Annotated in this window: 35 protein-coding genes and 2 pseudogenes; 23 read left to right on the top strand and 14 right to left on the bottom strand. The window is 42.4% G+C overall.

Annotation, left to right across the window (positions count from 1 at the left end; translation table 11 throughout):
- Positions 1-19: 19 nt before the first annotated feature.
- Positions 20-1,243 carry a phosphoserine phosphatase SerB gene (gene serB / locus KO473_RS08085; protein WP_005777787.1) on the bottom strand — a complete coding sequence of 408 codons (1,224 nt, stop codon included), beginning with the start codon at positions 1,241-1,243 and terminating at the stop codon, positions 20-22.
- 270 nt (positions 1,244-1,513) lie between these two features.
- Here serB and KO473_RS08080 point away from each other — a divergent pair, with 270 nt between their 5' ends.
- Complete coding sequence (locus KO473_RS08080) at positions 1,514-2,023, top strand: thioredoxin family protein (RefSeq protein ID WP_005777789.1); 510 nt, start codon at positions 1,514-1,516, stop codon at positions 2,021-2,023.
- 164 nt (positions 2,024-2,187) lie between these two features.
- Here KO473_RS08080 and KO473_RS08075 read toward each other — a convergent pair whose 3' ends face one another.
- The 3 genes from KO473_RS08075 to lon are packed head-to-tail and all read right to left on the bottom strand — an operon-like array spanning position 2,188 to position 6,885.
- Positions 2,188-3,285, bottom strand: a complete 1,098-nt coding sequence (locus tag KO473_RS08075) for an LptF/LptG family permease (protein ID WP_005777794.1) — start codon at positions 3,283-3,285, stop codon at positions 2,188-2,190.
- A 4-nt stretch (positions 3,286-3,289) separates the two neighbouring features.
- A complete protein-coding gene (gene tgt, locus KO473_RS08070) occupies positions 3,290-4,420 on the bottom strand; it encodes a tRNA guanosine(34) transglycosylase Tgt (RefSeq protein WP_005806101.1) in 1,131 nt (376 codons plus the stop codon).
- Positions 4,417-6,885 (bottom strand): endopeptidase La, encoded by a 2,469-nt coding sequence (gene lon / locus KO473_RS08065; RefSeq protein WP_005806104.1) that lies wholly within the window; start codon positions 6,883-6,885, stop codon positions 4,417-4,419. Before lon ends, tgt begins: the two co-directional genes overlap by 4 nt.
- A 184-nt stretch (positions 6,886-7,069) precedes the next feature.
- On the opposite strand from lon, the gene KO473_RS08060 reads away from it, so the two are divergent.
- A complete protein-coding gene (locus tag KO473_RS08060) occupies positions 7,070-7,783 on the top strand; it encodes a tRNA1(Val) (adenine(37)-N6)-methyltransferase (protein WP_005777798.1) in 714 nt (237 codons plus the stop codon).
- A gap of 99 nt (positions 7,784-7,882) precedes the next feature.
- Here the strand turns inward: KO473_RS08060 and KO473_RS08055 are convergent.
- The 9 genes and pseudogenes from KO473_RS08055 to KO473_RS08020 form a co-directional block, all read right to left on the bottom strand.
- Positions 7,883-8,152, bottom strand: a pseudogene (locus KO473_RS08055) (DnaB-like helicase C-terminal domain-containing protein); the annotation flags it as partial.
- Positions 8,153-9,100: 948 nt separating this feature from the next.
- On the bottom strand, positions 9,101-9,631 hold the full coding sequence (locus KO473_RS08050) for an HIRAN domain-containing protein (protein WP_005793922.1): 531 nt from the start codon (positions 9,629-9,631) through the stop codon (positions 9,101-9,103).
- Positions 9,632-9,791: 160 nt separating this feature from the next.
- Entirely contained in the window at positions 9,792-10,157 is a 366-nt protein-coding gene (locus tag KO473_RS08045; protein ID WP_005793920.1) for a hypothetical protein, read from the bottom strand.
- Positions 10,158-10,224: 67 nt separating this feature from the next.
- Positions 10,225-10,536, bottom strand: a pseudogene (locus KO473_RS23395) (ORF6N domain-containing protein); the annotation flags it as partial.
- A 64-nt stretch (positions 10,537-10,600) separates the two neighbouring features.
- A complete protein-coding gene (locus tag KO473_RS08040) occupies positions 10,601-10,987 on the bottom strand; it encodes a hypothetical protein (protein WP_005793917.1) in 387 nt (128 codons plus the stop codon).
- A 6-nt stretch (positions 10,988-10,993) separates the two neighbouring features.
- Entirely contained in the window at positions 10,994-11,428 is a 435-nt protein-coding gene (locus KO473_RS08035) for a hypothetical protein (RefSeq protein WP_005793915.1), read from the bottom strand.
- Positions 11,429-11,511: 83 nt separating this feature from the next.
- The gene (locus KO473_RS08030; RefSeq protein WP_005793913.1) at positions 11,512-12,078 is read right to left on the bottom strand and encodes an ORF6N domain-containing protein; all 567 of its coding nucleotides are present in this window, start codon (positions 12,076-12,078) and stop codon (positions 11,512-11,514) included.
- A gap of 62 nt (positions 12,079-12,140) precedes the next feature.
- Positions 12,141-12,641: a hypothetical protein gene (locus KO473_RS08025; protein ID WP_005793911.1), complete on the bottom strand. Its 501-nt coding sequence runs from the start codon at positions 12,639-12,641 to the stop codon at positions 12,141-12,143.
- A 204-nt stretch (positions 12,642-12,845) separates the two neighbouring features.
- Positions 12,846-13,193 (bottom strand): helix-turn-helix transcriptional regulator, encoded by a 348-nt coding sequence (locus tag KO473_RS08020; protein WP_005793909.1) that lies wholly within the window; start codon positions 13,191-13,193, stop codon positions 12,846-12,848.
- Between the two features lie 348 nt (positions 13,194-13,541).
- Between KO473_RS08020 and KO473_RS08015 the strand changes: the two genes are divergently transcribed.
- The 10 genes from KO473_RS08015 to KO473_RS07970 all read left to right on the top strand — a co-directional run bounded on the left by KO473_RS08015 (position 13,542) and on the right by KO473_RS07970 (position 17,866).
- Positions 13,542-14,150, top strand: a complete 609-nt coding sequence (locus KO473_RS08015) for a hypothetical protein (RefSeq protein ID WP_005793908.1) — start codon at positions 13,542-13,544, stop codon at positions 14,148-14,150.
- A gap of 3 nt (positions 14,151-14,153) precedes the next feature.
- Positions 14,154-14,354, top strand: coding sequence for a helix-turn-helix domain-containing protein (locus tag KO473_RS08010; RefSeq protein WP_005793906.1), 201 nt, complete (start codon positions 14,154-14,156; stop codon positions 14,352-14,354).
- Positions 14,351-14,641, top strand: a complete 291-nt coding sequence (locus tag KO473_RS08005; protein ID WP_005793904.1) for a hypothetical protein — start codon at positions 14,351-14,353, stop codon at positions 14,639-14,641. Before KO473_RS08010 ends, KO473_RS08005 begins: the two co-directional genes overlap by 4 nt.
- Positions 14,625-14,858, top strand: a complete 234-nt coding sequence (locus tag KO473_RS08000; protein WP_005793902.1) for a hypothetical protein — start codon at positions 14,625-14,627, stop codon at positions 14,856-14,858. Before KO473_RS08005 ends, KO473_RS08000 begins: the two co-directional genes overlap by 17 nt.
- A 23-nt stretch (positions 14,859-14,881) precedes the next feature.
- Entirely contained in the window at positions 14,882-15,340 is a 459-nt protein-coding gene (locus KO473_RS07995) for a hypothetical protein (RefSeq protein ID WP_005793900.1), read from the top strand.
- Complete coding sequence (locus KO473_RS07990; protein ID WP_005793898.1) at positions 15,337-15,702, top strand: hypothetical protein; 366 nt, start codon at positions 15,337-15,339, stop codon at positions 15,700-15,702. The genes KO473_RS07995 and KO473_RS07990 overlap by 4 nt, the downstream gene beginning before the upstream one ends.
- 22 nt (positions 15,703-15,724) lie before the next feature.
- Complete coding sequence (locus KO473_RS07985; protein WP_008768837.1) at positions 15,725-15,934, top strand: hypothetical protein; 210 nt, start codon at positions 15,725-15,727, stop codon at positions 15,932-15,934.
- A 130-nt stretch (positions 15,935-16,064) separates the two neighbouring features.
- The gene (locus tag KO473_RS07980) at positions 16,065-16,409 is read left to right on the top strand and encodes a hypothetical protein (RefSeq protein WP_005793896.1); all 345 of its coding nucleotides are present in this window, start codon (positions 16,065-16,067) and stop codon (positions 16,407-16,409) included.
- 1 nt (position 16,410) lies between these two features.
- Complete coding sequence (locus tag KO473_RS07975) at positions 16,411-16,857, top strand: DUF4494 domain-containing protein (protein WP_005793894.1); 447 nt, start codon at positions 16,411-16,413, stop codon at positions 16,855-16,857.
- Between the two features lie 13 nt (positions 16,858-16,870).
- Positions 16,871-17,866 carry a phage integrase SAM-like domain-containing protein gene (locus KO473_RS07970; RefSeq protein ID WP_005793891.1) on the top strand — a complete coding sequence of 332 codons (996 nt, stop codon included), beginning with the start codon at positions 16,871-16,873 and terminating at the stop codon, positions 17,864-17,866.
- Between the two features lie 159 nt (positions 17,867-18,025).
- On the opposite strand, the gene KO473_RS07965 is transcribed toward KO473_RS07970, so the two are convergent.
- Positions 18,026-18,220 (bottom strand): hypothetical protein, encoded by a 195-nt coding sequence (locus KO473_RS07965; protein WP_005806135.1) that lies wholly within the window; start codon positions 18,218-18,220, stop codon positions 18,026-18,028.
- Between the two features lie 151 nt (positions 18,221-18,371).
- On the opposite strand from KO473_RS07965, the gene KO473_RS23770 reads away from it, so the two are divergent.
- The 11 genes from KO473_RS23770 to KO473_RS07915 all read left to right on the top strand — a co-directional run bounded on the left by KO473_RS23770 (position 18,372) and on the right by KO473_RS07915 (position 26,243).
- Positions 18,372-18,608, top strand: coding sequence for a hypothetical protein (locus KO473_RS23770; RefSeq protein ID WP_005793879.1), 237 nt, complete (start codon positions 18,372-18,374; stop codon positions 18,606-18,608).
- Positions 18,609-18,627: 19 nt separating this feature from the next.
- Positions 18,628-19,632 (top strand): site-specific DNA-methyltransferase, encoded by a 1,005-nt coding sequence (locus KO473_RS07960; protein ID WP_032581531.1) that lies wholly within the window; start codon positions 18,628-18,630, stop codon positions 19,630-19,632.
- A 22-nt stretch (positions 19,633-19,654) separates the two neighbouring features.
- Complete coding sequence (locus KO473_RS07955; RefSeq protein ID WP_014299382.1) at positions 19,655-19,912, top strand: hypothetical protein; 258 nt, start codon at positions 19,655-19,657, stop codon at positions 19,910-19,912.
- A gap of 17 nt (positions 19,913-19,929) precedes the next feature.
- Entirely contained in the window at positions 19,930-20,142 is a 213-nt protein-coding gene (locus KO473_RS07950; RefSeq protein WP_005793864.1) for an SEC-C metal-binding domain-containing protein, read from the top strand.
- Positions 20,143-20,190: 48 nt separating this feature from the next.
- Complete coding sequence (locus KO473_RS07945; RefSeq protein ID WP_005793861.1) at positions 20,191-21,135, top strand: DUF4373 domain-containing protein; 945 nt, start codon at positions 20,191-20,193, stop codon at positions 21,133-21,135.
- Positions 21,136-21,319: 184 nt separating this feature from the next.
- The gene (locus KO473_RS07940) at positions 21,320-21,841 is read left to right on the top strand and encodes a DUF6633 family protein (protein ID WP_231873295.1); all 522 of its coding nucleotides are present in this window, start codon (positions 21,320-21,322) and stop codon (positions 21,839-21,841) included.
- Between the two features lie 3 nt (positions 21,842-21,844).
- Positions 21,845-22,030: a hypothetical protein gene (locus tag KO473_RS07935; RefSeq protein WP_005793856.1), complete on the top strand. Its 186-nt coding sequence runs from the start codon at positions 21,845-21,847 to the stop codon at positions 22,028-22,030.
- A gap of 15 nt (positions 22,031-22,045) precedes the next feature.
- Entirely contained in the window at positions 22,046-22,537 is a 492-nt protein-coding gene (locus KO473_RS07930; protein ID WP_005793854.1) for a hypothetical protein, read from the top strand.
- A 130-nt stretch (positions 22,538-22,667) separates the two neighbouring features.
- Complete coding sequence (locus KO473_RS07925; protein WP_005793852.1) at positions 22,668-23,099, top strand: hypothetical protein; 432 nt, start codon at positions 22,668-22,670, stop codon at positions 23,097-23,099.
- Positions 23,100-23,139: 40 nt separating this feature from the next.
- Positions 23,140-24,000 (top strand): S49 family peptidase, encoded by an 861-nt coding sequence (locus KO473_RS07920; RefSeq protein WP_005793850.1) that lies wholly within the window; start codon positions 23,140-23,142, stop codon positions 23,998-24,000.
- Positions 24,001-24,026: 26 nt separating this feature from the next.
- Positions 24,027-26,243, top strand: a complete 2,217-nt coding sequence (locus tag KO473_RS07915) for a hypothetical protein (protein WP_032561365.1) — start codon at positions 24,027-24,029, stop codon at positions 26,241-26,243.
- Positions 26,244-26,247: the final 4 nt, after the last annotated feature.

The following is a 26,247-nucleotide window of genomic DNA, read 5'->3' as shown; positions in this document are numbered from 1 at the left end:
TCTTTTATTATTCCCACTCTTACATATTCAGATATGAGTCTTTAAAGCCCAGAAAATAGAGTACCCCATCAAGCCCAATTGTATTAATAGACTGCTTGGCATTGGCTACTACTTTAGGCTTTGCATGAAAGGCTATGCCAAGACCTGCAATCCCCAACATTGGCAAATCATTGGCTCCGTCACCCACGGCAATGGTTTGAGCAATATCCACTTTTTCTACCTGAGCAATCAGCCGGAGCAATTCCGCCTTACGCTTTCCGTCCACTACATCTCCCAGATAACGGCCTGTCAGTTTGCCATCGACTATTTCAAGTTCATTAGCATATACATAATCAACACCATATTTTTTCTGCAAGTACTGTCCGAAATAGGTAAAGCCTCCCGAAAGAATAGCAATTTTATAACCATATTTCTTCAGTACATACATCAGACGATCGACTCCTTCGGTAATTGGTAAACTCTCGGCAATCTCTTGCATAACAGACTCGTCCAGCCCCTTCAACAATGCAACCCGTTCGCGAAAGCTTTCCGTAAAGTCAATCTCCCCGCGCATGGCACGTTCGGTGATTGCTTTTACTTCGGCCCCTACACCCGCACGCATAGCCAGCTCGTCAATCACTTCGGTCTCTATTAAGGTAGAATCCATATCAAAACAGATTAGACGACGCATACGACGATACATATTGTCGAGCTGGAAAGAGAAGTCCATTTCAAGTTCACTGGCCAACTTCATCAATTGTCCCTGCATAGCTTCTTTATCCCGGGGGGTACCACGAACTGAAAACTCAATGCAAGCACGAGTGTGCATTTTCCTTTCGTCCAATGGAATACGTCCGGTCAGACGTTTGATAGCATCAATATTCATGTCCTGTTCAGCTAAGATGCGGGTTACCGCTGCAATCTGACGAGCAGTGAGCTTACGTCCCAACAAAGTAAGAATATAACGGTTCTTACCCTGCAGATTTACCCAGCTTTCGTATTCTTCCGCAGAAATTGGATAGAAACGAATAGTCACTCCCAAAGAAGATGCTTTGAAAAGTAACTCTTTCATCATAAATCCCGAAAGTTGCTCCTCAGTCATACAAAGAATACCCAACGAAAGAGTATTATGAATGTCTGCCTGACCAATATCCAAAATAGTAGCATCGTATTTTGCCAATATTTCTGTTACGGAAGCTGTGAGTCCCGGACGATCTTCACCGGTGATACGGATCAGAATTAGTTCTGTTTTTGATGGTTGCATAGCGGATTGTTCATTAAGTATCCTGCAAAAGTAGGAGAAAATTCCCAGTATTTATGCTAAATAACATAAAAAACTGCACCTAAAAAGTGAGAAATTTACTTGTTTATTTGGAAGTTGAAATAATATTTACTTACCTTTGCACCCGGTTTCTGAATTAAAGGCCTTGACAGTCAACAGATTCCTCTCTGTTGTGCCTAAAAAGACGATGTTTCGGGGAGAGACCACTGTTTAGAGGACAGTCCCGGATAGTATTAACTAAAACCGAATTACATGAGGCATGTAAAATGGATTTTTGTTGTATTACTAATTAGTTCCTTGACTTCTTTCGTAGAAAAAGACAAACCCACCGGAGGTTTGAACGTGGGTGACGTAGCCCCTGATTTCAGAATCGAAACTACGTCAGATGTACAGCACAATCTTGATTTAACCGATTTGAAAGGTAAATATGTGCTGCTTAGTTTCTGGGCAAGTTATGATGCGCAGTCCCGGATGCAAAACGCAAGTTTAAGCAATGCGCTTCGATCAACTTCTCAAGATGTGGAAATGGTTTCCGTTTCGTTTGACGAGTACCAGTCGGTATTTAAAGAAACCATTCGTAAGGACCAAATAGTTACGCCCACCTGTTTCGTGGAAACTAAAGGCGAAAGCTCCGGCTTGTTTAAGAAATACCGTTTGAACCGGGGTTTCACTAACTATTTATTGGATGGAAATGGTGTGATTATAGCCAAAAACATCTCTGCTGCAGAACTTTCTGCTTATGCAAACAAAATCAAAGGTTGATTTTAAGGCGTAAGAAGAAAGTGGGGGTTCCCTACAGGACTTCGGTCTTGGGAACGAGACAAAAGAGGAAATGAATACAACAAAAAATTCCGCCCGCACTTGTGATTTCACAGGAGCAGGCGGAAATTCTTATTTTTAGACCTTTCATATTCAGATGCACTCCATTATTTGGGAGCCTTTCTATATAAGTAAAATGCAATCAGTGCATATAGTAAGTTAGGAATCCACATTGCGATCACCGGAGGCATATTTCCATTCACTGCGAAAGTGGATGCTACGGTCTGGAACAGGATGTATGAGAAACTCAAACCAAGCCCGATTCCCAAATGTAACCCCATTCCCCCTTTTGTTTTTCTTGAAGAAAGAGATACTCCGATTACAGTCAGGATAAACGATGCAAATGACATGGCGATCCGCTTATGATACTCGATCTCGAACTCTTTGATATTAGCGATGCCTCTTTGGCGCTGTTTATCAATATAAGCGCTTAATTGCGGACTGGTCAGCATTTCCTGTTGATTACGCATGATCATAAAATCGGCAGGTTCCATCGGTATGATGGAGTCCAGTTTATCCCCACGGATAATTGTCTCCTTCAATCCGTCCAGATTACGAATCATATAATCCTTGATCGTCCATTTATTAACAGCTGTAGTGTCATAAGTTATACTGCGGGCGGTCAAATGAGACACCAGCTTCTTATCTACAAACTTATCCAGCGAAAAGCGGTTTCCCGTTTTGTTATAATCCTGATAATTATCAATATAAGCAATCACGCCTGTGTCGATCTCCAACTGTATGTTATGTACATAAGTAGTCTTTTTTTTCTTTACGTATTTATCTTCAAAATCCAAACGCGTCACACTTCCCCTCGGGATAACATACGATCCTAATATAAAGGTAGAGATCGCGATGATACCGGCCGATATCATATAAGGACGTAGCATGCGTTTAAAACTCATACCGGTAGAGAACATCGCGATAATCTCAGAGTTCTCGGCCAACTTTGAAGTAAAGAATATGACAGCAATAAATACGAACAACGGACTGAACAGATTTGCGAAATAAGGAATGAAGTTCATATAGTAATCGAAGATGATAGCCGACCACGGTGCACTTCGCTCCATAAACTTATCCATTTTCTCGTTAAAGTCGAATACTACTGCAATAGAAATAATCAATGCAATAGCAAACACGTATGTCCCCAAGAATTTCTTGATGATATACAAGTCCAGGCGTTTAATAAACCGATTGCTTCTCATAAGTTTATAGTCTTGTTGACACTCTTTTCACCATCATAGGTTTCCAGGTTGAAAAGTCCCCTGCAATAATGTGCTTGCGTGCTTCTCCCACCAACCACAAATAAAACGCCAGATTATGGATAGATGCTATCTGCATGGCCAGTAGTTCCTGAGCATGAAACAAATGGCGCAGATATGCTTTACTGTACAACGTGTCCACATACGAAGCACCATCAGCCTCAATAGGAGAGAAGTCTGCTTCCCATTTTTTATTACGCATATTCATGATACCATCTTTCGTAAACAGCATTCCATTTCGCCCGTTACGGGTAGGCATTACACAGTCGAACATGTCAACTCCACGTTCAATGCCCTCAAGAATATTAACCGGCGTGCCCACACCCATCAGATAACGAGGTTTGTCCTTCGGAAGTATTTCATTCACTAACTCTATCATCTCGTACATCTTGTCTACAGGCTCGCCTACAGCGAGTCCGCCTATGGCATTGCCATCTGCACCTTTAGAAGCTATATACTCTGCGGATTGTTTACGTAAATCAGGATATACGCATCCTTGCACAATTGGAAACAAAGACTGATTGTAGCCATATTTAGGTTCCGTCTCGTTGAACCGTTGAATACAACGGTCAAGCCAGCGATGCGTCAATCCCAATGACTTTTTGGCATATTCATAATCCGAATCTCCCGGCGGACACTCATCAAATGCCATCATAATGTCGGCACCGATAATACGTTCGATGTCCATTACTTTTTCGGGAGTGAAGATATGCTTACTTCCATCGATATGTGAACGGAATTCAGCTCCTTCTTCACGCAATTTACGAATTCCGGATAAAGAAAACACCTGAAAACCACCGCTATCGGTCAGCATCGGACGATCAAATCCATTGAACTTATGCAACCCACCGGCCTTCTCGAGCACCTCCAGTCCCGGACGCAAATAAAGGTGATACGTATTTCCCAGAATAATCTGAGCTTGAATATCCTCTTTCAATTCAGTCTGATGTACTCCTTTCACACTGCCGATTGTACCTACCGGCATAAATATAGGGGTTTGTATTTGCCCGTGGGCTGTCGTGATCAGACCGGCACGGGCATTACTTTTTGCGTCTGTATATTGTAGTTCGAATGTCATTCCTGGCTGGCTTTCTTTACGGATAAATCAATGGCATCGGCAACCTTCTCCTGGGTCAACGCAATAGCAAAAACTTCTTTTACATCATTCACATAATGGAAAGTCAGTCCTTTCAGATATATATCCTGTATTTCGTCAATATTCTTTTTATTTTCGGCACTCATGATGATCTCTTTGATACCGGCACGTTTAGCAGCCAGAATCTTCTCTTTAATACCACCCACCGGAAGCACCTTACCACGTAAGGTAATCTCGCCGGTCATAGCCAGGTTAGCCTTTACTTTACGCTGTGTCAAAGCAGAAGCCAATGAAGTAGCCATTGTGATACCTGCCGAAGGACCGTCTTTGGGAATAGCTCCTTCGGGAACATGGACATGAATATTCCAGTTATCAAAGATTTCTTCATTCAGGTTCAGAAGTGAAGCGTGTGCTTTGATATATTCAAGTGCCAACATTGCAGACTCTTTCATTACTTCACCCAAATTTCCGGTTAAAGTAAGACGACCGCCTTTGCCACGGCTCAAGCTGGTTTCGACAAACAAGATCTCACCTCCTACAGCTGTCCATGCCAAACCTGTCACTACACCGGCATAATCGTTGCCCTGATATTTATCACGTGTATATTCCGGAGCCCCCAGGAAGTCGTACAAATCAGCCGGTTTAATTTCGGTTTTGGAAAAGAAACCATCTGTAGCATATTGACGGGCGGACTTACGAAGGATCTTACCGATCTTCTTTTCCAGTTCGCGCACACCGCTTTCACGTGTATATGATTCGATAATAGCCTCCAAGGTGTCTTTTGGAATCTTGATATCGGTTTTCTTCATACCGTTTGCTTCCAATTCTTTCGGCACTAAATGCTTCCGTGCGATCTCCACTTTTTCCTCAGTGATATAACCACTTACTTCGATTAACTCCATACGGTCGAGCAATGGTCCCGGGATAGTATTTAAATTGTTTGCCGTAGCGATAAACATCACTTTAGACAAGTCATAATCCACATCCAGAAAATTATCATGGAAAGCCGTATTCTGCTCCGGATCAAGCACTTCAAGCAAAGCAGAAGAAGGATCTCCCTGACGATCGGCACTTACTTTATCAATCTCGTCCAAAATAAACACCGGATTAGAAGATCCGGCTTTTATCAGGTTTTTGATGATACGTCCCGGCATTGCACCGATATAAGTTTTACGATGTCCGCGGATTTCCGCTTCATCGTGCACACCTCCCAATGACATACGGATATATTTCCGTTTCAATGCAGCGGCAATGGATTTACCCAATGACGTCTTACCGACTCCCGGAGGACCATATAAACAGATAATAGGAGACTTCATGTCACCTTTCAACTTCAGTACCGCCAAATGTTCCAGAATACGCTCTTTCACCTTTTCCAGACCGTAATGATCTTTATTAAGAGTCTTTTCCGCATTCTTCAGATTCAGATTGTCAGTGGTATATACTCCCCACGGAAGATTAAGCATCGTCTGCAGATAATTTAACTGCACACTGTAATCAGGTGATTGAGGATGAGTACGTTCCAGTTTAGCCAATTCTTTCAGAAAAGTCTCATGCACCTCGGGACTCCACTTCATGTGTTCCGCTTTCTGACGCATTTCCTCTATTTCTTGTTCCTGGCCTCCGCCACCCAATTCATCCTGAATGGTTTTTATCTGCTGTTGCAGGAAATATTCACGCTGTTGCTGGTCAATATCTTCACGAGCACGCATCTGGATAGATGCTTTAATTTCGGCCAGTTGTACCTCGCGGTTCAAAATTTCAAGTAACCGATAGGTACGTTCGCGCAAAGAATCGATGCGTAACAATTCTATTTTCTCGTCCTTCTTTAATGGAAGGTTCGTGCAGATAAAATCTACCAGGAACATGTGATTCGTCAGGTTCTTGATGGCAAACGCCGATTCCTGATGTAAAGAGTCCGATGACTTAATATATCGTATTGTTAGGTCTTTGCAGGTTTCTACCAATGCCTGGAACTCCTTATCGTCTTTCGAAGGTATCTCTTCGTCAATAATGTTCACTTCTCCTTTCAGGTATGGATGTGTTTCTGTAATGTTCTTCAACTCCAGGCGTTTCATCCCTTGGATAATGACTGTTGTCGTCTGGTCAGGCATTTCAAGCACACGTACAATCTTACCTATCGTTCCGATTGGATGCAAATCTTCGAATGCCGGTTCGTCTGTTTCTGCCATTTTCTGGCAAACTACTGCAATATAGGATTTTTTCTTATCAGCTTCCCTCACTAATCTCAAAGATGATTTTCTACCTACAGAAACAGGCATAAATACTCCGGGAAACAATACCATATTACGGAGGGGGAGAACCGGAAGAGTTTCACCAACCTTAATATCAAACACTTGATCTTCATTTCCGTCAAAATCGGCAATCAATGAAAATGCGTTATCATTCTGGTCATCCATCTCTCTTAAATATCTTTCTTTCTTCATTTCGTATAAATTAGTTTATGTCATATCAGCGAGCATAAAACGTTCGCAAAGTTAATCGATTCTTCATTAAGAATAAAACATCTGTTCGATAAAAACACAAAAACAATGCCAAATAATAATACGGACGGAATGTCATATCACAATATTTACCTATTTTTGGCGAACTTAATTATTTATTAGCTAAATGAGCCAACCTTATTTTCAGTTTAAACAGTTTACCGTTTGGCACGATAAATGTGCCATGAAGGTAGGTACAGACGGCGTCCTGCTCGGGGCATGGACTCCCGTAAAATCCTCGGTCCGCATTCTCGACATTGGTACCGGCACAGGACTGGTGGCACTTATGTTAGCCCAGCGCAGTACAGCTTCCATTACAGCCCTTGAGATTGATGAAGCCGCTGCTGCCCAAGCAACAGAAAACATAAACCGCTCGCCCTGGAAAAATAGAATAGAGGTAATCCAACAAGATTTTAAACATTATAGCAGTAAAAATGGTATATCCAAATTTGATACAATAGTTTCCAATCCTCCTTACTTTAACGCTTCATTAAAGTGTTCTGACGAACAACGTAATAAAGCCCGTCACAACGACAGCCTGACATATGAAGAATTATTAGCAGGTGTATCCGGACTACTTTCGCAAGAGGGAGCATTCACTATAGTGATACCAATGGATGTCGGTGAGCAAATTAAAACACTTGCTCATAAATATGGGCTATATCCTTCACGTCAACTCTTTATCATAACCAAGCCCGGCGGAACGCCCAAACGAACTCTAATTTCATTTAGATTCACCAAACAGACATGCGAAACAGAAGAATTACTGACTGAAACCTCCCGTCATCAATATAGTGAAAAGTATATAGAACTCACCCGGGATTTTTATCTGAAAATGTGAAAAAACTAACACAAGTTCCATCTATAAAGCCGTGCAAGCGTTCTGTCGCAGATGGTATTCTTGGTATTATACGATGTGCATCAACAATTACATAACCAATTCACCATTGAACCGCAAGAAACCATCAACAAGAGCACTATTACGGAGTTTGGCAATAATTATCTCAGGCATACCGCAAAGATCGTTTCCTTTATAATCTTGAAATATCTCATAATATCCCAGGCGATGAATGAATATCACCATATCAGAATCATCGCATAAAGTATCACTATCCCGCAAATCGGTCAATTGAGAACGCTTAACTTCAAATCTTTTTCTAATTTCAATAGCCCGATTCATTTGAGAGATAACAATTAAAGGTATATATAAGATGGTTGGCTATTCTACAAATTATTCCCTTCTTGTATCCCATTTTAGAAGAGAAAGAAAGCATTTAAGTTTATCAGTGTAAATTGCTGCATGTACGATATGCTAATTTTCAATGGGAGCTTCTCATCTTTCTGTTTCACAGGTTGGCATAAGTAGAATTATATGGATAACATTTTAAAATTTGCGTTTTTTGCAGTATTTTCATTCTTGAAGAATCATAAATCCTGGTTCTTCTTCAAATTTGGCGGTAAATTCTTTATTTCTTTATTTTCAAGTTGATAATTGTCCTTTTTGCTTGCTTTAAAAAGACCAGACACCGGCTGAATAAGATAACTCAAGTTTCGGAAGTGAATTTGCGCCGTCCGGACCGGTATCTTCACTCTTATACCTTTCTTCAATTAACATTGTTAACGCCTTTTGGAGGTTGTCAGGTTCTTGTGCGCAAATAATAAGTCTTTTGCATTTAAAGAACTTGTTATTCACATCCAAAGAACAAGCTTTAACTCTGTGTTAAAACAAAGCTTTTGAGGATAGAAATCTTACTTTTTAAAGATATTGATTTTCAGATGGTTTATTCTAAAATTCGCTTCTTCACCTCATGGATGGACTCTTCGGGAGAAAACCGGGATACTTGCTTTTTTGTCAACTATAAACGAGGGCTTACACTTCCGAAAACGGAATTAGATTCCATGAGTAAAAGAAAACTTACCACCAAATTTGAAGAAGAACTTAAATCCTTTTAATATCCATCTGATAAATAAAAAACACTGATAGTTAAGTTGCAAACTTAATTACCAGTGTTTTTTTATTGTCGGGGTAGCGGGATTCGAACCCACGCCCCCCCTGCTCCCAAAGCAAAATAAAACGCTGATAATATATTATATATCAATTATATAGAAATAAGAGATCATTCTTTTGCATGAAATTTGCACGCAAAAGGACTTATTTCTAAATTTTAATGTCAGACTTAAAGCCTAATGAAGATTTCCATTCTTCTTTTATGTAAGCTGCTCCATAGATTTCTCCTTGGTGTATCCATATTCGAAATTTAGCTTTAGCTATACAATTATTATTTAACATAAATTCATAAAGCTCTCTATTTTGTTCTCTTCGAACGTATCCCATTAATTTGTGATCTCCTTCTCTGTAGACTCCAACCGCATATTTATCATACCGATTATTAAGCTCTGCTTTTGCATATCCTTCGTGTACGCCAATGTCAAATCCTGTTAGCGCTTGATATCTCATTCCTCCTAATTCGTAATAACAATATCCAGGTCCTGGGTGAGGCAACTGTCCTATTCTTACCAAATGCATGGATGCACTCTCCTGAATAGAGTGCATATTGGGAGGAGGGAGTATCTGATCTGAGTTTTGGTTGTAACGAGTACATATTATCTTTATTAAATAAATTGATATAGCGATTATAACCATGATATAAGCTAATACCAATACCATAATAATAAATTTAGCCGTCATATTTAGGTTTATTATCTATCCTTTAACATAAACTTAGTCAATAAATTATCTTTTAATCCATTTGCGACAACTCGCAAGCGATCATTTAAACTCATAATAGTTTAGTACTTAGATTTAATTTGACTGTAGCACAACTAAACAATTAAGCACATTTTTTAGATCATTTTTTTATGTTACCATTCTCAGCTCTGATTTTTTCCATCTTAAACTCCAACAATTCTTGAAGAACTTGAATTTTTCGTTTTAATAGGTTATTTTCCATTTTAAGTTCTTCTACTAAGACATCGGAACTAATGCTCGAAGAAGAATTACACACCCTACCTTTGCCTCTAAGAAGCCACTCGGAAGAAACATCTGGCAAGCATGCTACTATAGATATTAATGTATGCAAATCAAGACTCCTTGAACCAGTCAACTTTCTACAAAGTGACGTTTCCGACATAAGAATCATACCAGATAATTCTTTATAAGTAATATTCTTTTCAACTAAAAATTGATTAAGCCTTTGCGTTACAATATCATGCATCTTTTATATTCTATTAGATTTGTTTCAAAGTTAAGGATTATACACTCTTATTATTCATTATTTAGATTTAATAAAACCCTATTGGATTACAAGGTTTTTCTTCCGCCTTCTTTTCGCTTGCAATTCTGCCAAAGTTTGATTAATTAATTCCAATTGCATGCACGTATCATCATTTATATCATTGTAGTCAGTAAACACTTCTTCGATATAATCTTTTGTTAATCTCAATTACAACTTCACTGTTTAAAATAGAGGAAAGCATAGCTACGCCCAACTCAATAAAAGCAAAAGGCATATACCTTGTTCCATCCCTTTTGTTTGAGGTTATAAATTGACTCAAAGTATTTAACATAAAGTCGTCATGAAAACGTCTTATATTACACTATAGCATAATGCAAATAAAAATACGGGCTAGATAGATCCAAAATAAAATATCATTCAAGCTATTTAGTCTTGTTCTCTACTTTTCGGAGTAGTCCGGCTAGTAGTTTATCTTTTAATACCACCTGAGCCCTTAGAGCTTCCAATCTTACCTCCATTTGCTGCAATCGACTTTTATATTCATTTACCGAAACAAGAGTTATCGGCATCTCAGGAGTGGATTTATCTTGAATCATTTCTCCCTCTCCGGTTAAAAGCCAAGTCGCGTTTAAATTCGGTAGATACTTAGCTAAATTCTCCAAAACTCTAGCCGGAGGTTCTGTATTACTCCGAACAGACAAACAACTATAAGCTCTTTGGTCCGATATTTTTGCGGCTCGAGCAAAAGCCGCTTTATTCCCATGAAAAAATTCATTTACAACAATTCGTAAACGATCATTTAAACTCATAATAATCTACAGTTTAGTATTTAGGTTTAATTCTGTTACAACTTGATCTCTTAATAATCTATTGTCATCCTCGAGCTGACGAATACGCTCTTCCAATATACCATTTTGCTTTAATAAAGTTTTAACCTCTTCTCTTTCTTCTTTATACATACTGTATATAAACGAGGTCTCCCCTGTAAATATAGGTACTGATGAAGATAAAATAGAAACACCAGAACTAGATTTAAACATATCACCTTCGCCACGAAGAAGCCATTCAACAGAAAGATCCTCAAGCCGTATTGCAATGGATATTATTGTATTAAGATCTAGCGTTCTTGTACCATTCAATTTGCCTTTAAGCGTCGCCTCTGACATAAAAATCATAGCCGACAATTTTTTACAAGTGATATCTTTCTTTGCTAAAAACAGTCTAAGCCTCTGCGCTACAATATCATACATGGTTTATATTATTCTAGAACTCTTTTCAAAGTTAAGAATTACGCACTTTTGCCATTCATTGGGTGTCAGCGCATATTCATTGTTTAGTGTTTAGGTTTGATAAACCCTATTGGGTTACGAGGTTTTTCTTCCGCTTTCTTTTTCGCTTGCAATTCTGCCAAAGTTTGATTAATTAATTCCAATTGCATGCGCGTATCATCATTTATATCGTTGTAGTCAGTAAATGCTTCTTCGATGTAATCTTTTAATGCTTTGATTTCTTCTTTCAGTTTATCGACTCTATCAACCGGAGGATTGGAGATTAACTGACGAACTGCTATAAATGCCCTTATGATTTGAATATTAATCTCAATTGCCAAATCGCTGTTAAGAACTGAAGAAAGTTGAGCAACTCCATGTTCAGTGAAAGCATAAGGCATATATCGGGTCCCGCCTCTTTTTGAGGTGCTAAAACTGCACCTCAAACTGTCGAATTCTTCCTTCGTTAGCTCAAACATAAAATCTGATGGAAAACGTTTAATATTATTTTTTACTGAACGTTTTAAATATTTAGTTTCAGTACCGTACATTTCCGCCAAATCAAAATCCAGCATAACCTTCTGTCCACGTATCTCATATATTTTGCTTTGTATTAATTGCAATTGGTCCATATTTCATTTAATAACTTAATCGTTTCCTTTGCTTAACCTCTCAATAATCACCCAAAGAAATGTCACGCTTTTCCTGCTAACGGATGTTTGGAACTTGAAGGACGTTCTACGGGCGGATAATCTTCTTCGTAGTCTACTAATGGTAGATCGGAAAAAGTATCGGTTATCCTATCAGCTCCTGACTGACTTCTTAATGATTCATTGTCAGCTTCGAGTTGGCGGATGCGTTCCTCTAAAACGGCATTCTGCTTGATTAGGGTTTTATTTTCATCGTCTTTCTCTTTATACATCTTATAGATTAAAGAGTTTTCATCTGTAGATGCTGACTCAGCCCGATGAAGGCCAAGGTCTTCTCTTTTCTCCCTCAACATCTCACCTTCACCTCTAAGCAGCCATTCAGTAGATATGTCGGTATATATACCACACATCTTCATTAATATATCCGCGGTTGGATTTTTAGCTTTATTTATGTACCCTTTTGATAGGGATAATGTTTTCTCAAATCTATAATCACTAATTCCTTTATGATTAAGATATTGCTTAATTCTGTCGATTATATCCATAAGATGATTAGGTTAATAAATTATAATAGTTGGAAATATACCACCAATGTTTTTTTGAGAGTGGTTTATATTCTATTATATTTGTCCCCGTATTCAAATCACTCAAACGAAAACGGATACAAAAAAGGCTGTCCGAGAGCGCTCGTCACCTATATTTTCGTCTTTAGTCATTCGCAAATACCACTCAGCTATTGCATACCCAATCTATTTATTTAAATTTTCAATAATACGCAATAATCTATCTATTTGTTCATCCCTTTTGTTTAACAAGCTAATAAGTTTATCAAAGTCTGCTTTATTTACAGTGACATTGTGCCCGTTTATATTATCCCCGTTTATATTCCCTTGATGAATGGCACTCTCAGGTATTAAGTACTCTTTAACTACCTCTTCTCCATATTTATCGAAGAGAATTCTTGTTTGATACTCTTCAAGCCCTCTTTTTCCAGTCTCAATATCTGAAATATTGCTCTGCCCACAATTGAATAAATGAGCCACTTCAACCTGTTTTAAACCAAATCGTTTTCTAAACGCTTTTAAATCAAAGTTCATAATAATAAAATTAATGTTAATTATCAGTGATATATCTTGTTTATTGGGAATATATCACCGATATTTGTCCCCGTATTCAAATCACTCAAACGAAAACGGATACAAAAAAGGCTGTCCGAGAGCGCTCGTCACCTATATTTTCGTCTTTAGTCATTCGCAAATATAACCAGCCTTTTTCTTTTATCCAACAATTCGTATAAGAATTTGAAAGTGGCGCGGTTGCGTGGAAGTTTCCGCGAGATTTAAGGGTTAGTAAAGACATTGATAAAAGCTCGTTCCGAGTAATAGGCAAACTTCCACATTAGGCCTATGAAAGGTTCGAGCTTTGCTTTTTAAGGAGATAAGAATATGGAATCAAAGTTTCATGAACTGAAAAACAGGCTGCTGAAGAATATTGACCAGACGTCCGAATCTAGGCTTTATATGGATATACAGCTGGCTCAAAACTGCGAAACTCTTATGTCTATTATCAAAAAGGATATCGGATATCTGGCAAAGGAAGGTATCCTTTCCCCCGGCATAGCAGAAGATTTTAAGGACGTATTTCTATCTGCCGGCATAAAATGTAACTCCGGAGGCTCATCCGGATATATGTTAATATGGGACGGCACTGCGGTTGATATTTCCGGAACTGCCACGGCTGTAATCTGGAAAAGTGAACGAGCCTTCATCAAAGGACGCGCATGCGCTTTCCTTCTTGGAGAGGTCTCTGCAATAACCTGTGAACGTTCGATGGTCATTGCGGCAGGAAGCTCCACTATCCTTGCCGAGGGAGATTCCGTTGTTGGAGTTTCAGGCTATCATGCCTCTGTAAAGGCGTCAGACTATGCTACTGTCGTAAATATGAACTGTCCCAACATTGACCTTCGTGACAACACCCGCCTTTGGCTTCCTGCACGCGGAAGCTTTGCAGCCCGAAAAAATTGTGATATAATTATTAAAAACAAGGAGGAATAAGTCATGATCACATCCGAAGAACCAACAGTAAGCAGCACCGGTCGCTATACCGTAACCCAAACTTGCGAAATACTCGGAATACACCGCAACACTTTAAGGGAATATACCAGTAGCGGACGCATAAAATGCGGATTTCGCCGTGAGTCAGCACGAAAATTTTACGAAGGTAAGGAAATCATAAGATTCTGGAGGGCACAATTATGAATGAAACTTTCCTCGCCCTGTCCATGTGTCTGTGCATTGGCCTGTTTTGGGCCATCCTATTCCTGTTCCGGGCTTTGGAATCCCGGATCAGGCAGGATCTTACCGGACTTCGCGGCAAGATAGGCGAAACAGACTCCCGTCTTTTAAAAATATACCTCCTGACTCTGGAGGAAAAGATAAACAGCCTTATCGAAGAAGAGAGATACGAGGAAGCACAGAGCCTGACGCTCCTTCTCAAAAAAGAGCTTAACCCATTAAATGAAGAACAAGATGACAAACATGAATAAGCTTTCCAAACATATCATTATCGCAATCATTACGATAACGACCATTGCCGGCTGTATCTATGCCGGAAATGTAGAGCGTAACGATGCCGTCCTCTCGGGCATGTCCATGGAGAAGTACCAATATATCCACGACCGGATCGGCGGGCGGGCTTCCTCCTCCGATGTGGTGAAGGAGTACCTGCGCAATCAGGGATTTTACGATTCAAAAGATTATTAACCATAAACAGGAAAGGAGCACCCATGTTAGTGAATCATATACAAGTGGCCTATGTGCTACAGATAACACCCTTGGAAGCCAAATTTATGCTGGCTCCGCATATCGAGAGAATCCGGGAGATGGTCATACCCGGAAAAAAGGGTCTGGACGAATGCGCAAGGCTCGTCAGGGAAACAGATGTGGTAGAAAGCCTCTTGCTGAATATCAGATTCCGCCATCCGAGCCCCGAACTCGACGGCAAAGACCGGATAGCATATACCATTGAGAAACTGAAAGAAGCACCTCTCAGTCTTAAAAAGAAGATAGCGGATGATCCGGGTTGCCTGAAAAGCGGGAAAATATCCGGCAAATTCCGTGCTCTGAACAGTATCCTCGAAGAGGAATCTATAAAGGAGATAAGAGAAATACTGCGCCAAAGAGGTGGTTATATTGACAGAAAAGACACGGCCATGTCCCAAAAGAAAAGGAGGAGGGCGTCATGATCCTGGCCGTTGACTTTGACGGAACGATTGCGCGAAGCAGCTTTCCCGATATCCTGGGGGAACAACCGTATGCCGGTGAAGTGCTGCGCAAATTGCACGAAAGAGGCCACTATATCATTATCTGGACCTGCCGTAGCGGAAAGAACCTGCTTGATGCAATCAACTGGCTACTGGAGCACAACATTCCCTTTGACAGGGTGAACGACCACTGCCCGGAAAATATAAAGCGGTACGGGAAAGGATCCGGCAAGATATACGCCAATATCTACATCGATGACAAGAACCTCGGCGGGTTTCCCGGATGGCTCCGTTGCCTGGAAGAGATAGAGCGGATGGAATCTGCGGAAAACGACCAAATATGACATATATGGAACTTTTGAGAACATGAAAGTAATACATGTGCATTTGATCTTCAAAAAGAAGAACTACTATTTCGGTTCGCTCAGCGCCATTTTTGAACATCTGAGCGAAAACGATATAGGAATCAAAAAAGGTACGCTACTGCATCGGTCCAAAGAGGGAACGATCTCAACGGACCGGGCGATCATCATAAAAGGAGTCCTGCTTAAATGCAGGAAACATGTTAAACAATAACCAATGCCGGTACTAAAGGATGCCGTCGGGAGTGTGCCCCGGTTAAGTTTTATATTTTGCAAACCACTCCCCGGGGAGAAGTCCCCGGGATTCGGTTCCCCCGAAGCGGGAGGCTTAAAATGATCAGCTTATGAATATCATCCAGACCATCCCCCGTATCGATTGCAAGGCATTCGCCAAATGCGGAAAGAAATCCCTGTCCCATTGCAGGAGGTATAAGCTCACGGATGAAGAGTGCGCCGGCTGCGAGCTGGTCCGACGGCGGGAAAGAGGCAATTATCGCACCTTGTCCGACGGTCGCGTGATGAAACGGTGCTCCGTTTGCGGTGAGTGGTATGGCGTTCACCGGTTTTATCCCAGAACCCTGAAGAGAGGAGAGAAGGTATACTTTACTTTCAGTTCCGAGTGCAGGAGATGCAAATCACTGAAAGCTTCAGTATACCAAAGAAATAAACAGCAATTAAAAATCGAATGATATGGCAATGCATACCTGGTTTGAATGCAAGATCCGCTACGAAAAGACGATGGAGAACGGAATGATTCAGAAAGTTACCGAGTCCTATCTGGTAGACGCTTTGAGTTTTACGGAAGCGGAAGCACGCATTATTGAAGAGGTAACCCCGTTTATAACAGGAGAGTTTACGGTATCGGACATTAAACGCGCCAATTACAGCGAACTTTTTGTCAGTGATGAAGAAGCGGCGGACCGCTGGTTTAAATGCAGGCTCTTTTTTATCACCCTGGACGAAAAGAGCGGCGCCGAGAAGAAAACCGCCTCCTTTGTGCTGGTACAGGCCGCCGACCTGCGTGACGCCGTGAGGAAGCTGGACGAGGGAATGAAAGGCACTATGGCCGATTATCAGATAGGAGCGGTTACGGAAACGGCTATTGTGGATGTGTACCCATACGGTTCAACAGCATAAAACGCCTCGAGTCATGCTTACCCTTGTCAGTCCTGCTTGCGAGGTTAAACCCAGAAAGGACTATATCAACCATTTTCGCCAGAGCAAACCACTGGAAGGCATCCATTTTACCTCGTTTGCCCAGGAAATGCTTGAAAAGCGTTCCAGACGAAAGTCTGCACACTATGCCGCAGTCTATGATGCCATCATAAAGCACGTAGACAATTTCTCGAGAGAATACGACTGTGATATTTTCACCAATTCGGTTACAGCCGAGTTTCTGGATGACTTCATAATCTATCTTGAGAATTGCGGGCTACGACATAATACGATTGTAGGATATATCCAGAAGCTCCAGTCGCTTATCCGGCGGGCATCGCAATATAACTACGCCGTGGATACCACTTATGATGAAATTGACATGAAAGAAGAGCCAACGAATGCGATTTTTTTAAGTATGAACGAGATCACCCGTATCTACTATTACAAGTTCGCCAAACAGGACAAGCGCAAAGCCAAGGAGCGAATCCGGGACTTGTTTGTCATCGGTTGTCTGACCGCCCTGAGGTATTCGGATTACTCGACATTGACCCAAGACAACCTGCAAGGATGTTTCATAGTCAAGCGTACCAGGAAAACGAATGTGGATGTAAAGGTTCCTGCACATGATTATGTCAAAGAGATATTTGAGAAGTACGACGGGGATATTCCGACAGGGCTATGTATCCAGCACTTCAACAAATATCTTAAGGTGATCATGCGTGAAATAGGCTTGACTGACAAAGTTTCCTATTCATTTACCCAAGGCGGGAAACTGCATACGGTAACTAAAGAGAAATGGGAGTTAATCAGCAGTCATACCGCCAGGAGATCGGCTGCCACGAATATGTATCTGACCGGCCGCATGAAAACATTGGAGATCATGAAACTCACCGGACACCGGAGTGAGCATAACTTCTTCCGGTACATACGGTTAACGGGTGATGATACCGCCAGATCCATAAGCGGAGATATGTTTTTCAGAAAATAAACTTGTTAAATTTTAAAATTACGATTATGATAAAAAAAATTATCCGGTATTTGAGAAAGCGCAAAGATATGAAATTGCGCAAATGGTGCATAACGCTGGCAGCAAACGAATTATCTCGCGGAGAGGCTATCGATGCCGCCAACGAGATCTACAAGTGGGTTAAAGAGCAGCCTTAATCAAAGCCTTAACTTCTTCGTAAGATTCTTGAGCGTTAATAAAGATGTCCCCCTTGGACGACGGCGCTGTGAGTGTAATGCGCGTACGGCCGTCTTTTATAGTGTACAGACAACTGATAGTGTTAACATTCACAAGAAATTTGCCATTTTCTGTTGAAACTTCAATAAATTTTTTCATGGTGATAATTTTTAAAATTCGACAATGGCAAAAATAGAAATAAAAAGCAAGGAGCGCGTCTTTCTATATGATAATTTTAAAATTCGACACTTTGATTTTATCTCTTGGCGCGCTCTTTATTGACCGAAGTTTAGATTAGAAAAAATAAGATATGAATATAGATACAGAGTTTAATGTAGGTGATAGTGTATGCTATCTAAGTGGAGACAATATCTGTCATTCCACTATAAGCAAAATTACTATTGAAATATCCTATACAGATCGCAGTTTTTTTATGGTATACAAACTTTCTGACGGATTAAGTGTGCCGAGAAACAATTATCCACAATGGGATAAAAAACTTTTTAGAGACAAGGATGATCTTATAAGATATTTATCAGAATCATAACCGAATAGAAAGGAATAAAATGGAATTAAATAAGATATATAACGAAGACTGTCATAATGGTATAAAACGAATCACTGATACAAGTATAGATTGTATTTTAACTGACCCACCTTATTTGTATTTGAAGAATCAAAAGTTAGATCGTCCGTTTGATGAGAAAACTTTATTTCTTGAATTTAAGAGAGTTCTCAAGCCGACTGGTTTTGTAGTTCTATTCGGACGTGGAACTTCATTCTACCGCTGGAACACAATTCTTGCGGATTTAGGATTTGCGTTCAAAGAGGAAATTATATGGGATAAAGGACATTGCACATCTCCATTGATGCGTATGTCTCGCGTGCATGAAACAATATCCATGCACGGGATGCCTAAAGCAACAATCAATAAGTGTAAAGTGCCTTATTTGGAAATGAAAAAAAATGATATTCACGGAATAATTCAGGATATAAAACGCCTGCGTTCAGTTTTTACGCAATCTAAATCAATGGAGGCTGTTTATAATTTTTTAGAAAATAATTGCCGAGATACATCTGACAGATGGGAAGCAAACAACATATCAATATCATCTGATATTACTAAAGAAGATAGATGTGTCTCCGTAATGCGAGGGTTAGAGCATGGCATGAACGAAAAATCAATCATTCGAACTGATCGCATTGAATGCGATCAGTTCACAAAATTCGGAATCAACTCAGATAAGCGTAAAACAGGCGACAGATGCTGTAACGTGATGCAATCGATGGAATTTGGATTAAATGAGAAATCTATTATTAAGGCTGTGAGAGACCATTATTCCGCAATACATCCTACTCAAAAGCCTGTAAGGTTGCTAGAACGTATACTTGCTCTTACGACTAACCCCGGTGATGTAGTCTTAGATACATTTGCGGGAAGTTGCTCAACGGCTATTGCATGCGTAAATACAAATCGAAAGTTTATTGGTTTTGAGATTGATAAAGAGTTCTATGATGCAGGAGTGAATCGCTTGAAAGAGGCTCTTTCAGAACCTAAATTAGCAATGTAAATTAATTCAATACAGAACAGAAATGAGCAAAATAACAATATCAGAAAAAGTACAGCAATTTATTTCAGAGCGTACAGATAAAGCAGGTGGCTACTATGAGTATATCGATGTCATAGCACAAAAACATGCCTTAGAAGCTGCAGAAATGGTAAAGCAGGAAACAAAAGAGAAATGTCAAATAGCCTTTCGAAATTTTATGCTTAGAGCAACACTTGCAAATGTTTCCGGTGAATCACTTGACTTTGAAAAAGAGTTTGCAGATACTATGAGTCAAATTTAGCTAATAACATAACAGATATGAAAGAAAAGAGAATGGTTTCTGTGTTAATCCCGAAAGACGGATTTACAGGATTAATAGCCCAAAAGACAGGTAGAAATAAAGTGTGCCCTTGTGGCTCTGGAAAGAAAGCGAAAAAATGCTGTGGTGCTGATACCAAGTATTATTCCCGGCAACCGTGCGATTCTGAGACATCGGAAGATCGAAAACGTAGATTTGACGGAATAAAATAACGCATTGGAATAAATAATAACGCAACTATTACCCAGACCCGTTTTATTATGGCAAGACCAACGAAACAAGGTATTGAATACTTTTCCCTTGATGTGGATTTCTTTTCGGACATTAAAGTCCGTAGAATCTCCAAGGCTTGCGGTCCGGCTTCGACCTCCATACTAATTTGCCTGCTGTGTAATATCTATCGAGATAAAGGGTATTACATCGAGTGGGATGAAGATTTGCCTTTTGTGGTGGCTGACACCATTGGTACCACCGAGGGCGCAGTAGAGGAAGTAGTAAAGAAAGCCGTGCAAGTGGGATTCTTCGACAAGTCATTGTTCGACCAATACAGGATCCTTACCTCAAACGGTATTCAAAACCGCTTCAAAAGCGCCGTTTCCAGACGTGAAGGATTTGAGTATATTCCCGAATATCTGGTTTCTGTATGCAATAACCCCATTCAATCGAATTTCTGTATACAGAAACCCTCCTCAACCGAGTTTCTGTATGCAGAAACCCAGCCCAACCGAGTTTCTGCATGCAAAAGTACACAAAGTAAAGTAAAGGAAAGAATATCTCCCCCTCCTCACGCGCGTGAAGGAGGCATTTCCGGAATCAGACTTTTTTCAGACAAGTCTTTAACCGAGTGTTACGGGGAGCTGAAAGCGAATATCCCCTGGATGGAGCAATTCTGCATGAACATCCGTCTGGATTATCCGGATTTTACCCCGGAGCTGTTTTATGGCTTTCTGGACAGGTTCTTCCGTAAACTCCAGAATGAAGGGGAAATAGTCAAGTCACCCAAGGACGCCATGTCGCATTTTGCAAACTGGTTGAATATTGAACTTGAAAAATTAAAAAAAGATGGAAGTAGAACTAGTAAAAACCACCCTGCATGCGGTTCTGAGCCCGTCTCAGTTACAGAAACCCTGTGTCCGAAAGAAGGAGCTGACGCCTCTCCAGATCTCGTTAAAAACTGGATCGACGGCCTCTCAATTGGTGGATGAATGGGGCGGGACAATTGCCCAACTGAACATGGGCGCCCCACTTTACGATGTCGCCGCAAACGGAGAAATCCCTACATTGGCTGATGTGGGTGTGGTCTTCGGTAATTCGACATCCGTTCGGATTATCACAAGCCATCTGGAATCCGTTCTGAAGTACGCCGGCGTTGAATTGAGCCGCGAGCAGATGGCGGAAACCGCGCTGGCGATACTTTCAGGATACTGGTTCCTGAACCTGGCCGAGCTCTGCATTTTCTTTACCCGCCTTAAGAACGGAAGTTGTGGGCAGCTTGTCTGGGGAAAGAGCCTAAACAATCAGGCGGTCATGGTCGCCCTATCGGATTTCTGCAAGGAACGCCGTGAAGTGATCATTCGCAAAGAGACAGAGCGGATGGCCCGGGCTGTGGAAAAAGGCTTTTCCAGAACGGAGGATTTTGCCGCCGGTATTGTGTTGGGCGTACAGGGTATAGCCGTGAAACGTGAACGGGCCAAGGCCGACTTTAATGCTTTTTTGGAGTTTTTCCCCTGTCTGCCATCAGGATATGACCCGATAGCCTTATGGAAGGCCTGGGGCGGTGATCCGGATGCCATCAACTTACTCTTCGGCAACAATCCTCCCGGAGTGGAAGCGGCGGCGGAATCTGTCGGCAGATACCTGTGTGATTACAATGTCTATCAGGCCCGTGTAAAGGCCAAAGCCTCCTTGTAAACCATGAAAGTCGTCATCTATTGGCAGAAGAAATCCACCGTCCACCATCGCCGCCGGATCCGTGACAGATTCAGGCTTCCCGATGGTATGACCATTAACGGTGAAACTCCCGCCGATGTGAGGCCGGAGGATATGAAGGAACTACAGACCCTGGAAGAAATGGGTTATATTAAATTAAGAAACAAGTAAAAAAAACATCAACTTATGATAACCACGAAAATAACAGTAGAGCCGCACCTGGCTCAATATTGCTACGCCAAATATTCTTCCGATCCGGAAGGCAGCATGCCCGTCCGCTTTGCGGACCATCTGGATGTATACCATCTGGTTTATAACCTGCTGGAAAAACGCCCGGTTAACTGTCCCCGGGATAATGGCAATCTTGAGATCGTCTTGCCGGACCGCAGGCAGGGTGACGTCCCCGGTGGCAAATCCCCGGAGCGTTTCAACTATCTGGGCCAGCGCAGCCAGGGTATCATCAATAAGAAGCTAAAGCTGATGATGCGCGCCGAGCTCCATGACTTTATTGACGAGAACAAGCACCGGTTCGGTATCGACCAGCTTCAGTCAGTCCACTGCTTTATGAAGAAGTACTGCATTGACAGCTTAAGCGAGGATGCTCTTCTGAAAGACTACCAACGTTGGCGTGACCGGGTAAGACGTTCCAGCCTTAAGCGGCCCTACAAGAAAAAGTAGCATATATTTCACCTACCAAGCGTAGTTAATTGTCCTTTTTAGGAGGTAAAATTGACGGAAAAATGACGGAATTTTGACGTATTTTTGACGGAAAAATGCGGAGTATTTGAAAATCAATAAGTTATACAATATGAAAACAATAAAAAGACCCTATACCCCCGTTTGTGATCTGGAGTTGGTTCCGGTGGAGTGTATCAGTGATTTTGCAGTCATCCTGCCGCGCGCTTTTATTGCCGTGCGGGATGGTTCTTATCGCATTCCTGTTATTCCGGGATCATTCACTCCCGGAGTCGAATCCGAGCAGGCGGATTCAGGAACTATATATTATAATGTAGGGCATACGTTCGAGGTTGCCTTGACAGGACCGGACAGCCAGGAGTTGTTATCTGCCTTGAGCCTTCAGGACCTGGTGGCCATTTATACGAATGAAGCGGGAGAGCGTATTGTTTCAGGCAGCCCGCAAACACCACTTAAACTTACTTTTTCCATTGTTTCGGGCAAATACCAGTGCAAGTTATCCGGTAAGCAGGTTTATATCGAGGCCTATCACAGTCCTTTCTAAAGGATTTGCAAAAGGTTTCTTTTGCATTAAAAAAGAAACCGTGGATAAGATTCAGCAATTTTTTTTCGATAAGTGGGCCATTGAGGAAAGGAGATACCACCAGCTCCTTTCCATTCTGTTGCCCGGTCTGAAAAACGGCAACCTAGCGTCGGTGGAACAATATCTGGGGGCCAAGCATATAGAGGCCTATGCCGCCGTCCCCTATGTAGCCGACCGATGGGAACTGGATGACGCCTCCCTCCCTCAAGGAGCGGTAGTGGTGCTTACCTGTGAAGGCGTGCTGTATAGCTGGGAGACCTACCGGCTGGAGAGATATATTTCCGCCGCGATAGCCAACGACCGCATATCGGGTGTCGTTCTGTTTGTGAACGGGCCCGGAGGTATGATTACGCGTGTGGATGTCCTGGAAAAGCTTATACGGCAGTCCCCCAAACCCATAGTGGCCTATATCACGGGCGTATGCGCTTCGGCGCATTTCTGGTTCGTTTCCGCATGCGCACGCAGATTCGTCTCCTCGCCCATGGATGAAATCGGCTCCTGCGGGGTGGTCTACACTTTCCAGAGCTTCAAGGAGTATTACGCGCAAATGGGGATTGAGATCGAGGACATTTACCCCGACAGTGCGGACCTGAAGAACCGCGCCTATCGCGACAAGGAAGAAAAGCAGGATGACACCTTAATTAAAGAGAACCTGTCGTTTTACCACCATCTTTTTGCACAGACCATCGCCCGAAATCTGGGAGTGAAGTATGACGCGCAGGATCCCCTGTTCAGAGGGCAGACTTTCTTTGCCGATACGGCACTGGCCAAGGGGTATGTGGATGCCTACGGAAGCCTGGAGGATGCCATCCTGTGGGTATCCGCCCAGAAAACCGTAAAGCGGGCTAACAAGATGATTTAATACTCACTATAAAAGTAAATTTGTTTATGAAAAATTATTTCGCATCATTCATTCCGGCCGTAAAGGCCATTCTGGGTATCGAGGCCTGGAGTAAGGACGCCGACAAGAAAGACGCGTTACTGGAAGAGCAAAAGCAGAAACTTAAGGCATTGAATTTCAATGACACCTTTATCAATGGTTTTTGTGAGGCCCTGAAGGATGGATTCCCGGAGGATTCTTCCCGCAAGGACGGGGAGTCGGGCACGAAAGGCAGTGGTCCTGACCCCAATACCTCCAACGCAGTAATACAAGGATTACTGGCTGATATGACTGCCAAGCTGGTTACGGCCCAGGAGGAAATCGCTGTGCTTACCAAAGAGAAAGGGGAACTTTCACAGGAGGTATCCGCCAAACAAACAGAAATCACCGGTTTGCAGACCAAGATTCAGACCCTTTCCGGCCTTGCGGAGCAGGACGGGGGGAAGGGCTCCCAGCATGCACGTCTGGAACCGGACGCTAAAGACATTGTCATGAATTGGGATGACGAAAAACAACTGGGCGGCCTCTCGGGGGAGATGTTCGCAATGGACCGCCCTTATAACCAGCGCCTGCGCGCAGAGATGCTTTACCGCAAGGGGTTGACCGTTCAGGTGCCCACTGCCAGTTCGATCGATTACTCCCGCCTGAAAGAGGACCTGGGAGCCTTCTACCGCATCCCCTGGCAGGAGCGTTTACAGTCTTTCCTGACCCTGCTTCCTTCCATCGAGAGTATTTTCCCGCTGGAATCGGGATATCAGGACCTGGCCGTGCTGACAAACATCTGGTTGGGTGAGTTCTCCCAGGCTGACAATACCGCCAGTGATTTCGACAATGTAACGAAAGGTAATTACGAGTTCGACAATGAAACGCTGCGCATGTCGAGCGTCATGTTCGCGCATAAGTTCAAAGACCTCAAGGCACTTGAAAAATCATGGATCGGTTCTTATAACAAGGAAGGGTCGCAGGTCATCAAATGGTCGTTCATCGAGTACATTCTGGCCGAGACTGCCAAAAAGCTGCACAATGAACGCGAACAGCGACGTATTAACGGCGTCCGTAAAGAACCGGACCTGAACAAGCCCGGACGTGCGATGGAGGCTGCCGACGGGCTGTACGAATTCCTCAACAAGAAGGTGAACGGACACATTGACATCAATAACGGCAAACTGGTTTACCAGGTAAAACCCTTTGAACTGGGTACCCTTTCTCCTGAAAATATCGGTGAGAAGATCTACCTGGGCACCTCCATGATTCCTGCGGTCCTGCGCGACTCGGGTTCCCTGGCCCTGTATATGCCCTCACACATGATCGTGTGGTACCATAAATACAATGAGATGCACTATGGTCAGAACCAGGACTATAAGGCAGGTATCATGTTTGTGAAGGAGTATCCGTCCGTGAAGCTTATACCGGTTCCCAACGCTGACAACCACCACCGCATCTTCTGGACGATGGAGGGTAACATACACCTGTTCGAGCACCAGAGCGGCGAAATGACCCGGTTCAACATCGAGCAGCAGGACTGGACGCTGAAGGTATGGAGTAACTGGAAAGAGTCCGTGTGGGCTTATGCCGTCGGATTCAAATACACTAAAAAGGAAGATATGGACTATACCCGTCAGATGATCTTCTGCAACGAGTACGACCGCCCGGCTTCCTATTTCGTGGAAGCTGACAAGGACGCCCAGCCATCGGCCGGCTCCCATACCTCGATCGTGACGGCCGGCAATACGAACCTTTTGGCAATTACCGACATTGAGAATGCCGAGGTCGGAAGTGTCATTACCCTGAAATGCGGAAGCGTGAACAAGGGGGTAAAGATTGACAAGAGCGGTAAATTCGACCTGATCTCCGCGGCTTGGGAACCCAAGAAAGGCGATATGATCCGCCTGATGAAACGCCAAGACGGGAAATTCATCGAACTGGGCCGTGAGACGGGAGCTACGGGAGCCCTGCAATTCCCGGATAATGAAGCAACCCCATCGCTTCAGGGAGGTGACGTCTTCGTAACGGGAGCCAACACAACTCCTACCGCAATAACGAATTTTACTGACGCTGTTCCCGGCAAGACCTATACCATTCATGGAAATGGGGATAAGAATGCCAGCACGATTGCTGCGGGAGGCAACTTTGTGCTTACCTCAGAGATGACCCTTGGTACGGGGAAATTCATCAGGCTGGTAAAAGCTGATGACGGAAAATTCTATGAAGTGGCCCGCGGCTGATAAT

The organism is Bacteroides sp. HF-4919 (genome assembly GCF_018860125.1).
The sequence above is the reverse complement of the archived record's forward strand: the minus strand, read 5'-3'. Positions and strand labels throughout refer to the sequence as shown.